Here is a 13,685-nt window from a genome sequence, read left to right on the forward strand (position 1 = left end):
TCCGAAGGTTCCCCCCGGACCCGCCGCGCCCCGGCGTCGCCCCGTCCCCAACGGCGGAGTCGGCGTGATCGCCCGCGGGGCGCCCGCATACGATGAGCGGACGTCTTGTCCCGCCCACACCGGATAGGTCCTGCCGAAGATGAGCCTTCCCCTCAGCGCCGCCCAGTTCGTCACCCTCGCCGCCGAGGGCGGCGAGGAGCACGGCGGCAACCACGAGAGCCTCAGCCCCTACGTCACCGGCTTCGGTGCGCTCGCCATCCTGCTGTTCCTGCTGTGGATCACCACCCGGTTCAACCGCGACCGCTGAGCGCCCGGCTCCGTGGGCGCGACCGGGTCGCTCCGGGCGGGCCGGTAGGGTCTGCTCGCATGGGAGAGCACGACACGCCTACCGGCCCGGCGCACGCGTCGGCGCGCGGCACGCAGAACGCGGTGCCCGCCCGCGCCACCGGCCCGGTCAACGGTCCGGGCGGCGGCCCGCCGTCGGGCAAGCGACGCCTGGGCGTCATGGGCGGCACCTTCGACCCGATCCACCACGGTCACCTCGTGGCGGCCAGTGAGGTCGCCGCGCAGTTCCAGCTCGACGAGGTGGTGTTCGTGCCGACCGGGCAGCCGTGGCAGAAGAGCCACCGCGAGGTCTCCGCGGCCGAGGACCGCTATCTGATGACGGTCGTCGCGACCGTCGAGAACCCGCAGTTCTCGGTCAGCCGCATCGACATCGACCGCGGCGGCCCCACCTACACCGTCGACACCCTGCGCGACCTGCGCGCCCTCAACCCGGACGCGGACCTGTTCTTCATCACCGGGGCCGACGCCCTCGCCCAGATCCTCACCTGGCGCGACAGCGAGGAGCTGTTCTCCCTCGCCCACTTCATCGGCGTCACCCGGCCCGGCCACACCCTCACGGACGCCGGACTCCCCAAGGGCGGTGTCTCGCTCGTCGAGGTCCCCGCCCTCGCCATCTCCTCCACGGACTGCCGTGCGAGAGTCGCCAAGGGCGAACCCGTCTGGTACCTGGTGCCCGACGGAGTCGTGCGCTATATCGACAAACGCCAGCTGTACCGCGGCGAGTGAGCCGAGAGGGGCACCGGTGAACGACGGATACGACGCGGGATACGGCGACGACCAGTACGAACTGGTCGGCTACGACGAGTACGGCCGCCCCGTGTACCGCCAGGCCCAGGGGCACACCCAGGGCCACGGCCACACCCAGGGCCAGGTGCCGGCCCAGCCCGGCGGGCAGCAGCAGTACGACCCGTACGCCCAGCAGCAGGGGCAGCACGGGCAGCAGTACGGGCAGCAGGGACAGGAGTACGGGCAGCAGGGCTACGGCTACGACCCGTACGCCACGGGCACCCAGCAGCCCGTCCAGCAGCCGTACGACCCCTACGGCGCCCAGGGCGGCTACGACACCGGCCGGCAGCCGCCCCAGCCGCCCGCGCCCGGCTACGGCGCCTACGGCGGCCACCCCACCGGTCCGCACGGCGGCGCTCCGGCCCCGCAGCAGCCGTACGACCCCTACGGCCGGGCCGCGACCAGCGGCCCGCAGCCCAGGGTCGCCGAGCAGACCGCCCACATCCCGCAACAGGCGGGCCCGCCCGAGGAGCGGGAGTGGACGGACACCGACGAGCCCTCTCCCGCTTCCGGCGGGGACTACCGCACCGAGCAGTTCGCCTTCGTCGAGGAGCCGACCGGCGACTCCGAGGACGTCATCGACTGGATGAAGTTCACGGAGAACCGCACCGAACGCCGCGAGGAGGCCCGACGCCGCGCACGCTCGCGCATCGTCGCCCTGGTCGTCGTCCTGGCGCTGGTCGCGGTCGGCGGCGTCGGCTACCTCTGGTACGCCGGGAAGCTGCCCGGACTGTCCTCCTCCGACGACAAGACGGGCGGTACGACGACGGCGGGTGCCCAGAAGCGCGACGTGATCGCCGTCCACCTGCACGACACCAAGGGCGGCGGCACCTCCACCGCGCTGCTCGTGAACAACACCACCACCAAGCAGGGCACCGCCGTGCTGGTGCCCAACGCGCTCGCCCTGACCGGCGACGACGGCAGCACCACCACGCTCGCCAAGTCCGTCGACGACGAGGGCCCCGACGCGACCCGCACCGCGCTCGACTCCGCCCTCGGCACCGACATCGAGGGCACCTGGCGCCTGGACACGCCCTACCTCCAGATCCTCGTCGACCTGGTCGGCAACATCGACGTCGACACCGACGCCGACGTCCCCGACCCGGAGTCCAAGGACAAGGGCGCCGCGCCCCTCGTGCACAAGGGCGAGGGCCAGACCCTCAGCGGCAAGATGGCCGTCGCCTACGCCACCTACAGCGGCAAGGGCGAGGAAGCCAATGCCCAGCTGCAGCGGTTCGGGCAGGTCATGCAGGGCGTGCTGCGCAAGCTGTCCTCCGACCCGCAGGCCGCGACGACCACCGTCCAGACCCTCGGGATGATCCTCGACCCGCCGCTGACCGAGAAGGACCTCGGCACCTTCCTCGCCGGGCTCTCCGACCGCGCCAAGGGCGGCGACTTCAAGACCGCGCTGCTGCCCGTCCAGGACGGCGGCGGGCTCAGCGCCGAGGCCAGTGACAGCGTCGTCAAGGACGTCCTCGGCGGCACCGCCAAGAGCCCCGACAAGGACGCGGCCGTCAGCGTCTCGGTCCGCAACGCCACCGGCGTCGAGGACCGCACCGGCAAGGCCCGCGTCGTCCTCCTCAACGGCGGCTTCACCTTCGTGTCGGGCGGCACCGCCTCCGGCACCGAGGCCACGTCGGAGGTCGTCTACGCGGAGGCCGCCGACAAGGAGAACGCCGTCCAGGTCGCCAAGACCCTGGGCCTGCCCACCGGCTCCGTATCCCAGGGGAAGGTCTCCGCGAACGCGCGGGTCTCGGTGGTGCTCGGCCAGGACTACAAGCCGGCGTCGTAGGGGGCGCAGGTTCTTCGCGTGGGCCCGTGCCGGCGGTCGTGAGACCCTTGAGGTCAACCGACCGCCGACCCGAAAGCCAGGCAGTGACCGCGACCGACCGCTCCATCGAACTCATCAACGCCGCCGCCCAGGCAGCGGCCGACAAGCTCGCGCACGACATCATCGCCTACGACGTCAGCGACGTGCTGTCGATCACGGACGCCTTCCTGCTGGCCTCCGCGCCCAACGACCGCCAGGTCAAGTCGATCGTCGACGAGATCGAGGAGCGGCTGAACAAGGAACTCGGCGCCAAGCCGGTGCGCCGCGAGGGCGACCGCGAGGCCCGCTGGGTCCTGCTCGACTACGTCGACATCGTCGTCCACGTCCAGCACAGCGAGGAGCGCGTCTTCTACGCCCTGGAGCGGCTGTGGAAGGACTGCCCCGAGCTGGACCTGCCCGCCGACGCCAAGGAGACCCGCGGCAAGGCGGAGGAGCACGCGAAGCTCCAGGCCGCCGAGGAGGCGACGCGGACCGACGAGGACTGGCGATGAGCGCCACCGGTGAGGTGACGGCGGGAAAGCCGGGCCGAGGCCGGCGCGTCATCCTCTGGCGGCACGGCCAGACCGCGTGGAACGTGGAGCGCCGCTTCCAGGGCAGCACGGACGTCGAGCTGACCGGGACCGGCGTCGCCCAGGCCCGCCGCGCGGCCGGACTGCTCGTGCACCTCAGGCCCGACGCGATCGTCGCCTCCGACCTCGCACGCGCCGCGAACACGGCCGCCGAGCTGTCCGTCCTCACCGGCCTCGAGGTGACCCTGGAGGAGGGCCTGCGGGAGACCTACGCGGGCGTCTGGCAGGGCCTGACCCACGAGGAGATCATCGCCCGGTACGGCGACGAGTACGCGGCCTGGAAGCGCGGCGAGCCCGTGCGCCGCGGCGGCGGCGAGCTGGAGACCGAGGTCGCCGACCGCGCCGCCCCCGTGGTGCTCCGGCACGCCGAGAAGCTCCCCGAGGACGGCACCCTCGTCGTGGTCAGCCACGGCGGCACGATCCGCACCACCATCGGCCGCCTGCTCGGCCTGGAGCCGCACAGCTGGGAGAGCCTCGGCGGCCTGACCAACTGCTGCTGGTCCGTCCTCGGCGAGGGCGCCCGCGGCTGGCGCCTGCTGGAGCACAACGCCGGCACGCTGCCGGAACCGGTGATCGGCGACGACGTCTGAGCGACGACGGCCGGCCCTCCAGCCGTGGCCGGTGGGCCCGGGACCCGGATTTCACTTTCCGGCAGGTCGCAGGCTAAAGTTCTTCTTGTTCGCCCCGCCGAGCGGAGCGGACGAAGTGAAGGACCATGCGGCCCGGGTCGCGTGGCACCAGGGGCTATAGCTCAGTTGGTAGAGCGCCTGCATGGCATGCAGGAGGTCAGGAGTTCAATTCTCCTTAGCTCCACAGCCCACGGACGAATCCCGTCCCCTTCGGGGGGCGGGATTTTTCGTCTCCGCTCGCTTGAGCAACACGCGTCCCACAGGCGTATACGTCTGTGGACTCCGTGTCCGGACCGGTACTGAGGCGTCGCTGACCGGGTCGGCCCGGTCGTGGCAGAATCAAACGGCCGGAAGGGGACCGCGGCCCGACGGGAGGGAGTGGCGATGCCTGGGAGCATCCTCGAGGAGGTCGGTCACCTCCTCGGCGGAGCGGTGGCGAGGAACACGCTCACCCGTCTCAGCTGCCCTTCCTGCGGTTCTGGGCACGTGGCCCAAGTCCTCGGCGACAACGGCGGAATCTCTTACGTGTGCACGGCCTGCGGCCACAGCTGGAGCTGATCGATGGGTGCACACAGGCGGAAGTGCGACTGGTGCGGCAGGGGCACGCCCATCGTGCGCGACATGGAACCGGTCAACCCCGACTACCAGTACTGGTGCGAGGAATGCGCGCGGGCGCTGATCATAAAAGGCGACCCCATCGAGACGTACCGCGAACTCGAGGGCGAGCCGATCTACGGCCGGCTCCTCGAGGAGCACTGCACGCTCAAGCGGTTCTACTCGTTCGTGACGGCCTGACACCCCCACAAGAGGACGGAACGGGCATACCGGAAACGATTTGGTGTTGTGCCCGGTCGACCGTGTAATGTTGGCGTCGCCGCCGGGGAGACCGGGCGGCAGACGGCAAGGGGCTATAGCTCAGTTGGTAGAGCGCCTGCATGGCATGCAGGAGGTCAGGAGTTCAATTCTCCTTAGCTCCACATCACACAGACGAACCCCCGGATCCTCGATCCGGGGGGTTCGTTCGTCTCCGTGCCTCAGCGGCCGAGCGCCCGGCGGCCGCGGCCCTGGGACAGCACCGGCAGGTTGGTGCGCGAGGACGGCGCCTGCGCGCGGGTGTCCTCCTCGATGCGCAGCGCCAGCGCCGGGCAGCGGCGCACCGCGCGCACCGCCTTGGCCTCCGCGAAGCGCGGCACCTCGGCCTGCGCGACGGTCGGGAAGCCGTCGGCGCCGAGCTGGAAGACCTCCGGCAGGATGTCCGCGCACAGCCCGTGCCCCCGGCACAGCGTCCAGTCGACGTAGATCTTCTGGCGGCTGGGGCCGTTCTCCTCCCCGCCGCCGCCCGGGATGCCCGTGGGGGCCCTGCCGCCCTCGAAGAGCGGCAGAACGCCCTCCACGGGCCGTCCGCAGCCGTTGCCGAGGACATGGGCGGCCAGGTCGTCCGTGAACGCCTTGACGGTCGACTCCAGGAACATCGCCGAGCCGTCCGGGTGCGAGCAGGCGCCGCGCCGCTTCACGTTCTTCGCGACCTGCTTGACCGCCTCCAGAGCGGCCGGACCACCGCCGTTGAGAATGTCCTCCAGGCCCCGCGCGGCCGCCGGCAGGCCCAGGTAGCAGGGGCCGCACTGGCCCGCGCTCTCCTCGGCCAGCCACTGCGCCACCCGCAGCGACTCGCCCAGCGGGCAGGTGTCCTGACTGATCGGCAGGATCGCGCCCGCGCCGAGCGAGCCGCCCACCTGCTGCAGCGAGTTGCGGGAGACGATCGCCTCGTCGACGGTCGCCGCGTCGATCCACTTGCCGTGGTAGCCGCCGGTCAGCACGCCCTGCGGTACCGGCGGGGCGCCGGCCAGCTGGAGGACGTAGCGCAGCGGCACGCCCGTCGGGACCTCGATCACCATGGGGCGGGCCACCGCGCCGGAGACCGTGAGCATCACGGTGCCCGGCTCGTCGTACAGGCCGGTGTTGCCGTAGCGCTCCGGGCCGATGCGGGCGGCGATCGCCAGCTGCGCGAAGGTCTCGGCGTTGGACAGCAGGGTCGGCGCGCCGCCGACGCCGCTCCTGGAGGCGCTCACCTTGCGGCCCGGCGGGATCGCCGGGCCGCCGTCGATGGAGCGGATCAGCGAGGCCGCCGCGCCGGTGACCATGCGTACCGGATTGCGCTGCACGCGCGCGCGGAGGGCGGACCGGCGGCCGTTGCTCAGCCCGCGTTCGGCGAGCGCGGCCTCCATGGAGCGCTGCGTGGACTCGCGGGTGACCCCGATGACCAGCGTGCGGGCGCCCATGGCCTCGGCGCACAGCAGCGCACCGTCCAGGATGAGGTGCGGGGCACGGTTGATCAGCACCGTGTCCTTGCGGCAGGCCGGCTCGTCCTCGCTGCCGTTGACGACCACGACCGGCCGTACGCCGCGCTTGATCGCCGCCTCGGCGACCGAGCGCAGCTTCTTGTGGAAGGGGAAGCCCGCGCCGCCGCGGCCCTTCAGGTTGATGCGTTCGGAGAGCTGCGCGAGCTGCTCCCCGCCCATCGGTTCGAGCGGACCGTGCACCTTGAGGTGCATCGGCAGATCCAGGCGCTCGACAAGGTCGAAGCCCGACGTGAGCTGAGGAAGCCCGACCACCCGGACCTCTGGGACGTCGGGCAGGGCCTCGTTCAATTCAAGCCTCCGGAAGGCGTGTTCCAAGGTTCGCCGGAACCCGGTGCGTCGAAGTCGTAGGACGACGACGGCGCACCGGGGGGTGGTTCAGGGGCGGGACCGCTGTTGTACGTGTCGCCCGGGTAGTACGTGTCGTAGACCGCGTTCGTCTCACGGGTGTCGTACACGTCACTCGAGCCGTAGCCCGAGGAGTACTGCGCGGAGTAGCTCGCGGAGTGGTCCGCCGCGTCCGTGCTGCCGTAGACCGGGATGGTGTGGCCCGTGTCGTTGAGCGGGTCGTAGACGGACGGGGGTGCCTCGCCGACCGGGGGCGGCGACGGTATGGGCCAGCTGCCCGAGGTGCTGCCGCCGCCGTCCACGACGGGCATCGCCTCGGTGGGCCGCAGGTCCGCAGGCCCGCCGGACGCGGCCGGGTCGGCCGTCAGCGGCGGCCGGCGCGCGCCCGAGGGAGCGGACACGGCGCGGTAGGCCGCCGCGAAGCCGCCCGCGGGCTCCGGGGGAGTGAGGCGCTCCGCGGATTCGTACAGCGGGGCGGACGGGGACGCGCCGCGTGCCGCGGACGCCGCGGCACGCTCGTAGCCCGGCAGGGCGGCGGAGCCCCTCGACCGGCTCTCCGCCCCCTCCTCGCTCTCCTCGCGGGCGGGCCGCTCCCCGGACCCGAGGAGGCCGGTGATCCGGTCGGCGACCTTGCGCTTGACCGGGCGGGGCGCCGCACGCAGGGCCAGGGCCGCCATGACGCCGACCACGGACAGGGCGTAGAGGATCATGAAGATCGGCTTCGCCGCTCGACCCGCGTAGAGCCCGTGCACCAGGGCCAGGCACCAGGCCGGGTAGGCCAGCATGTGCATCGCCCGCCAGCGGGCCGCCACCGGGGCCGGGGACGCGAAGCGGTTGCGCAGGGCTCCGGTGACCCCCACGAAGATCATGAGCATGCTGGCCAGGGTGCCGAAGCCGATGAGGACGGCCCGGCCGCCGAACGCCTCGTCGTCCGTGGCCAGGAGCCCGAACGGGAGGACCGCGGCGACCCAGGTGGTGTGGTCGAGGACGAGTTTGACCACGATGTGCACCAGAAGGAACACGACCGAGGCGACCGCGGTGGTCCGGTGCACCGCCTGGGCCAGGATCCGCTGCCGGGTGTCGAGGACGATCCGGTCCTGGGCGAGGAGTCCCCAGATCACCGAGCAGCTGAGGAAGACGAGGGAGAGGACGCCGGCGCCGAAGTTCAGGAACTGGGCGAAGGTGTCGTCCATCGTGCTGTCGTTCGTCATGACGACGGACCTCCCCACGTCAGGGACGTGAGGGGAGGCGGCGAGCTGGTGCCGCGCGGGTGGATCGGGGGAGGGTTCATGGGGGCAACTCCGGAGCGGTTCGGGAAAGCGGTCCCGCTGCCGCACTCTAAGTGGCGCCATACCCGTGGGTAGGAGGTTTGAGTTATTGCGTTGTTATCAAATGACTGCGCACTCGTGCTGGTGTCCCTTAGCAGTCGTTACGCGAAGTAACCTTTGACCTTGGTTCAGGTTCGCCCCCGGTTTCCGGAACCCGGGCCCCGGATTCCGGTGCCCCGGAAGCCCGTCGCGGCCCGCTCGGCGACTGCGGTACCCTGACGCCATGCGTGCCGTACGCCTTCTGCTTAGCGAGCCGCGCTGATCAGTCCCGACCCCGGTCGTAGTCCGGTGGCCGGAATCGGCGCGGCGTCCCCTCCTGTGCGAGGGGATTTTTCATTTCCCGGCAATCGCAGCCGCTGGTCATGAAGGTCGCAGCCGCTGGCAGAGACGATCGATGGAGCTTTGAGGATCATGAGCGAGACGAACCCCGCGGCGACCGCCCCTGTGTCGGCGGACGCCGCGCCGCACCGCTACACGGCTGCCATGGCCGCCGAGATCGAGGCACGCTGGCAGGACTTCTGGGACGCCGAGGGGACGTACGCCGCGCCGAACCCCAAGGGTGACCTGGCGGGCGACCCCGAGCTGGTCGCCAAGCCCAAGAAGTTCATCATGGACATGTTCCCGTACCCGTCCGGTGCGGGCCTGCACGTCGGCCACCCCCTGGGCTACATCGCCACCGACGTCTTCGCCCGCTTCCAGCGGATGACCGGCCACAACGTCCTGCACACCCTGGGCTTCGACGCCTTCGGCCTGCCCGCCGAGCAGTACGCGGTGCAGACCGGCACGCACCCGCGCGTGTCCACCGAAGCCAACATGGAGAACATGAAGTCCCAGCTGCGCCGGCTGGGCCTGGGTCACGACAAGCGCAGGTCGTTCGCCACGATCGACCCCGAGTACTACAAGTGGACCCAGTGGATCTTCCTGCAGATCTTCGACTCCTGGTACGACGACGAGGCCAAGAAGGCTCGCCCGATCGCCGACCTGGTCGCCCAGTTCGCCTCCGGTGAGCGGGCGGTCCCGGGCCACCCCGGGCGCGCGTGGAGCACCCTGAGCGAGGCCGAGCGCGCCGACGTGCTGGGCGAGTTCCGCCTGGCCTACGCCTCCGACGCGCCGGTCAACTGGTGCCCCGGACTGGGCACCGTGCTGGCCAACGAGGAGGTCACCGCCGACGGCCGCTCCGAGCGCGGCAACTTCCCCGTCTTCAAGTCCAAGCTGCGCCAGTGGAACATGCGCATCACCGCCTACGCCGACCGGCTGCTGGACGACCTGGACCAGCTGGACTGGCCCGAGGCCATCAAGCTGCAGCAGCGCAACTGGATCGGCCGCTCCGAGGGCGCCCGCGTCGACTTCCCCGTGGACGGCGAGCGCATCACCGTCTTCACCACCCGCCCCGACACGCTGTTCGGCGCGACCTACATGGTGCTGGCGCCCGAACACCCGCTGGTCGAGAAGTTCACCCCGGACGCCTGGCCCGAGGGCACGCACGACGCCTGGACCGGCGGTCACGCCACCCCGACCGAGGCCGTCGCCGCCTACCGCGCGCAGGCCGCCTCGAAGTCCGACGTCGAGCGGCAGGCCGAGGCCAAGGACAAGACCGGCGTCTTCATCGGCGCGTACGCCACCAACCCGGTCAACGGCGAGCAGGTCCCGGTCTTCATCGCCGACTACGTGCTGATGGGCTACGGCACCGGCGCGATCATGGCCGTCCCGGCGGGCGACCAGCGCGACTTCGAGTTCGCCCGCGCCTTCGAGCTGCCGATCCGCTGCATCGTCGAGCCGACCGACGGCCGCGGCACCGACCCGGCGACGTGGGAGGACGCCTTCTCGTCGTACGACGCGAAGATCATGAACTCGTCCAACGACGAGGTCACCCTGGACGGCCTGCCCGTCGTCGAGGCCAAGGAGCGCATCACCGAGTGGCTGGAGCGCACCGGCGCCGGTGAGGGCACCGTCAACTTCCGCCTGCGCGACTGGCTGTTCAGCCGCCAGCGCTACTGGGGCGAGCCCTTCCCGATCGTCTACGACGAGGACGGCATCGCCCACGCCCTGCCCGAGTCGATGCTGCCGCTGGAGCTGCCCGAGGTCGAGGACTACTCCCCGCGGACCTTCGACCCGGACGACGCCGATACCAGGCCCGAGACCCCGCTGTCCCGCAACGAGGACTGGGTCAACGTCACCCTGGACCTGGGCGACGGCCGCGGCCCGCGCAAGTACCGCCGCGAGACCAACACGATGCCCAACTGGGCCGGTTCCTGCTGGTACGAGCTGCGCTACCTGGACCCGCACAACAGCGAGCGGCTGGTCGACCCCGAGATCGAGCAGTACTGGATGGGCCCGCGCGAGGGCCTGCCGCACGGCGGCGTCGACCTGTACGTCGGCGGCGCCGAGCACGCCGTGCTGCACCTGCTGTACGCGCGCTTCTGGTCCAAGGTCCTGTTCGACCTGGGGCACGTCTCCTCGGCCGAACCGTTCCACAAGCTGTTCAACCAGGGCATGATCCAGGCCTACGTCTACCGCGACAGCCGCGGCATCGCGGTGCCGGCCGCCGAGGTCGAGGAGCGCGACGGCGCCTACTACTACCAGGGCGAGAAGGTCTCCCGACTGCTGGGCAAGATGGGCAAGTCCCTGAAGAACGCGGTCACCCCCGACGAGATCTGCGCCGAGTACGGCGCCGACACGCTGCGCCTGTACGAGATGGCGATGGGCCCCCTGGACGTCTCCCGGCCGTGGGACACCCGCGCGGTGGTCGGCCAGTTCCGGCTGCTGCAGCGGCTGTGGCGCAACGTCGTCGACGAGAACACCGGCGAGCTGTCCGTGGCGGACGTCGCGGAGAGCGACATCGACGCCGACACCCTGCGCGCCCTGCACAAGGCCGTCGACGGCGTGCGGCAGGACCTGGAGGGCATGCGGTTCAACACCGCCATCGCCAAGGTCACCGAGCTGAACAACCACCTGACCAAGGCCGGCGGCCCGGTCCCGCGGTCGGTCGCCGAGCGCCTGGTGCTGCTGGTCGCGCCGCTGGCCCCGCACGTCGCCGAGGAGCTGTGGCGCAAGCTGGGACACGAGTCCTCGGTCGTCCACGAGGACTTCCCGGTCGCCGACCCGGCCTACGTCGTCGACGAGACCGTGACCTGCGTCGTCCAGATCAAGGGCAAGGTCAAGGCGCGGCTGGAGGTCGCCCCCTCCATCTCCGGCGACGACCTGGAGAAGGCCGCGCTGGCCGACGAGAAGGTCGTGGCCGCGCTGGGCGGGGCCGGGATCCGCAAGGTGATCGTGCGGGCGCCGAAGCTGGTGAACATCGTGCCGGCGTAGGCGGTGTCCGGGGCTGGTCGGGAGGCGCTTCGGGGCGTCCCCTAGGGGCTGGTGCCGGGTCCGGTACGGGCAGGTTCCGGGTTCTTGCGGAACCCTGGGCCTGCCCGTTGCGTTTACCGTGGAAGAGCGGCGCGACACGTGCCGTGGACCGCCGGTGCGCGGGCCGGACGTCCGAAGGAGGAGCCTCGTGGAAGCAGCGCTCACAGTGTTCGCCCTGCTCTTCCTGCTCGCCGTCGTGCTGGGTGTCTACGCCACGGTGAAGGCCGTCGGTGCCGCCAAGCGCAGCGTGGACCGCGGCATCACCCAGGCCCGCCGCACCGTCGAGGACCACACCCTGCGGGCCAAGTCCTTCGTCCAGGTGGGGCCGGCGGGCGAGCTGGCACAGCTGCGGCTGACGCTGCGCACCTCCATGCGGGCCACGCAGGACGCCCTGCACGCGCGCGTGGCCGAGGACGAATCCCTCAAGGAGTCCCTGGCCCTCTTCGAGCGGCTCAGCGCGCACGGCTTCGAGCTGGACGGCGAGCTGCGGCGGCTGGAGTCCGAGCCCGACCGCGCCACCCTCGCCGAGCGCCTGCCCGGACTGCGTGAGCGCACCGAGCGCATCACCCGGTCGGCGGACGCACTGCGCTGGGCGGCCCGCGACCGCGCCCGCCGCTTCGCGGACGACGACCTGGACTCGCTGAGCGCGCAGATCGACGTGGAGGCCGGTGCACTGCGGCACTGGACGGAGGCGACGGAGACGGAGACCGGGACAGGGCCGGGGGCGGGACCGGCCGCCGCGTCGCCGTCCTGGCCCGAGGCCCCGCCCGCCGACGCCGCGTCCGCCCGGCAGACCTGGCCGGGCTCCCCGGCGCAGGAGCCGGCGAAGGGGGACTCCGCCCGGCCCGCCATCACCCCGCCCGCCGCGAGCCCGGTGTACCCCTGGCAGAAGAAGGCCCGCCCGGAGAGCACGACCTGACCGAGCGGCTGACCGACTGACTCGATCGGCTGACCGACTGACTCGATCGGCTGGCCGACTCGACCGACCGACCGACCGACTCGACGACCCGACCGACCGACTCGACCGAGGCGACGCGACGACCCGACCGGCCGACTCGGCCGACCGACCCGGTCGCGGTCCCGTGAACGCCCCGTCGTCGGGGCCGGACTGCCGTACGGGCACTACGCCAGGTAACCTCCAGCTCATGTCCCGCCATGTCGCTATCGTCACGGATTCAACGGCCTACCTCCCGGCCCGGACGATGGAGCGGCACGGCATCACCGCGGTACCCCTGACCGTGGTCCTGGGCGACCGGGCCCTGGAGGAGGGCACCGAGATCTCGACCCGTTCCCTGGCCCAGGCCCTGCAGAAACGCCGGCCGGTCACCACCTCCCGCCCCAGCCCCGAGCTCTTCGCCGAGACCTACCGCAGGATCGCCGAATCCGGCGCCGACGGCATCGTCTCCCTCCACCTGTCCGCCGAACTGTCCGGCACGCACGACGCGGCCGTCGTCGCGGCGCGCGAGGCGTCGATCCCGGTACGGGTCGTGGACACGGGGATGATCGCGATGGCCCTCGGGTTCTGCGCGCTCGCCGCCGCGGAGACGGCGGAGGCGGGCGGCACGGTGGACGAGGCCGTCACGGCCGCAGAGAAGCGGGCCGCGGGCACCTCCGCCTACTTCTACGTCGACACCCTCGACTATCTGCGCCGCGGCGGCCGGATCGGGGCGGCCCAGGCGCTGTTCGGCTCCGCGCTCGCCGTGAAACCGCTGCTGCAGCTGGAGGGCGGCCGTATCGAACCCCTGGAGAAGGTCCGGACGGCGTCCAAGGCCATCGCCCGGCTGGAGGAGATCGCCGCCGACCGGGCGGGCAGCGCACCCGTCGACATCGCCGTCCACCATCTCGCCGCCCCGGACCGGGCGTCGGCCCTGGCGGACCGCCTGCGGGAGCGGGTGCCCGGGCTGGCGGACCTGCATGTGAGCGAGGTCGGTGCGGTGATCGGCGCGCATACGGGGCCGGGCTTGTTGGGGGTTGTGGTCTCGTCGCGGTGAGGGCTGGCTGCCGGGTGGCGTGGTATCGCGCGGCGTGGCGAGGGTCGTGGTGTGTGCCGGCGGGTCACCCGTGAGGGGGCCGGAGTTTTCCACAACCCGTGGGTAGTCCCCGGGAATTGACCATGATCATCGCGAGGACGCCGAGGGGCC

Annotated in this window: 11 protein-coding genes and 2 tRNA genes; 11 read left to right on the plus strand and 2 right to left on the minus strand. The window is 71.7% G+C overall.

The features are described 5' to 3' along the window. The first annotated feature begins 139 nt into the window (after positions 1 to 139). The 8 genes from ABS735_RS04910 to ABS735_RS04945 all read left to right on the plus strand — a co-directional run bounded on the left by ABS735_RS04910 (position 140) and on the right by ABS735_RS04945 (position 5,137). Complete coding sequence (locus tag ABS735_RS04910; RefSeq protein WP_373900160.1) at positions 140 to 307, plus strand: hypothetical protein; 168 nt, start codon at positions 140 to 142, stop codon at positions 305 to 307. Between the two features lie 59 nt (positions 308 to 366). Further along, positions 367 to 1,071 carry a nicotinate-nucleotide adenylyltransferase gene (gene nadD, locus ABS735_RS04915; RefSeq protein WP_373900161.1) on the plus strand — a complete coding sequence of 235 codons (705 nt, stop codon included), beginning with the start codon at positions 367 to 369 and terminating at the stop codon, positions 1,069 to 1,071. A gap of 16 nt (positions 1,072 to 1,087) precedes the next feature. Beyond that, entirely contained in the window at positions 1,088 to 2,923 is a 1,836-nt protein-coding gene (locus ABS735_RS04920) for an LCP family protein (RefSeq protein ID WP_373900162.1), read from the plus strand. Positions 2,924 to 3,006: 83 nt separating this feature from the next. Beyond that, positions 3,007 to 3,453, plus strand: coding sequence for a ribosome silencing factor (gene rsfS, locus ABS735_RS04925; RefSeq protein ID WP_007449501.1), 447 nt, complete (start codon positions 3,007 to 3,009; stop codon positions 3,451 to 3,453). Continuing rightward, positions 3,450 to 4,121, plus strand: a complete 672-nt coding sequence (locus tag ABS735_RS04930; protein ID WP_373900163.1) for a histidine phosphatase family protein — start codon at positions 3,450 to 3,452, stop codon at positions 4,119 to 4,121. The genes rsfS and ABS735_RS04930 overlap by 4 nt, the downstream gene beginning before the upstream one ends. A 150-nt stretch (positions 4,122 to 4,271) precedes the next feature. After that, positions 4,272 to 4,344: transfer RNA gene (locus ABS735_RS04935), tRNA-Ala, on the plus strand. A gap of 377 nt (positions 4,345 to 4,721) precedes the next feature. Next, a complete protein-coding gene (locus ABS735_RS04940; protein ID WP_055416877.1) occupies positions 4,722 to 4,955 on the plus strand; it encodes a hypothetical protein in 234 nt (77 codons plus the stop codon). Positions 4,956 to 5,064: 109 nt separating this feature from the next. Continuing rightward, positions 5,065 to 5,137, plus strand: a tRNA-Ala gene (locus ABS735_RS04945). Positions 5,138 to 5,194: 57 nt separating this feature from the next. On the opposite strand, the gene ABS735_RS04950 is transcribed toward ABS735_RS04945, so the two are convergent. After that, complete coding sequence (locus ABS735_RS04950; RefSeq protein WP_373900164.1) at positions 5,195 to 6,808, minus strand: NADH-ubiquinone oxidoreductase-F iron-sulfur binding region domain-containing protein; 1,614 nt, start codon at positions 6,806 to 6,808, stop codon at positions 5,195 to 5,197. Next, complete coding sequence (locus ABS735_RS04955; RefSeq protein ID WP_373900165.1) at positions 6,805 to 8,076, minus strand: ferric reductase-like transmembrane domain-containing protein; 1,272 nt, start codon at positions 8,074 to 8,076, stop codon at positions 6,805 to 6,807. The genes ABS735_RS04950 and ABS735_RS04955 overlap by 4 nt, the downstream gene beginning before the upstream one ends. Before the next feature lie 528 nt (positions 8,077 to 8,604). Here ABS735_RS04955 and leuS point away from each other — a divergent pair. The 3 genes from leuS to ABS735_RS04970 all read left to right on the plus strand — a co-directional run bounded on the left by leuS (position 8,605) and on the right by ABS735_RS04970 (position 13,535). Then, complete coding sequence (gene leuS, locus ABS735_RS04960) at positions 8,605 to 11,505, plus strand: leucine--tRNA ligase (protein WP_373900167.1); 2,901 nt, start codon at positions 8,605 to 8,607, stop codon at positions 11,503 to 11,505. A gap of 187 nt (positions 11,506 to 11,692) precedes the next feature. Beyond that, a complete protein-coding gene (locus tag ABS735_RS04965; protein ID WP_373900168.1) occupies positions 11,693 to 12,463 on the plus strand; it encodes a hypothetical protein in 771 nt (256 codons plus the stop codon). Between the two features lie 226 nt (positions 12,464 to 12,689). Continuing rightward, positions 12,690 to 13,535 carry a DegV family protein gene (locus ABS735_RS04970; RefSeq protein ID WP_373900169.1) on the plus strand — a complete coding sequence of 282 codons (846 nt, stop codon included), beginning with the start codon at positions 12,690 to 12,692 and terminating at the stop codon, positions 13,533 to 13,535. The last annotated feature ends 150 nt before the right edge of the window (positions 13,536 to 13,685 follow it).

Source organism: Streptomyces sp. MMCC 100, assembly GCF_041538145.2.
Taxonomy (GTDB): Bacteria; Actinomycetota; Actinomycetes; order Streptomycetales; family Streptomycetaceae; genus Streptomyces.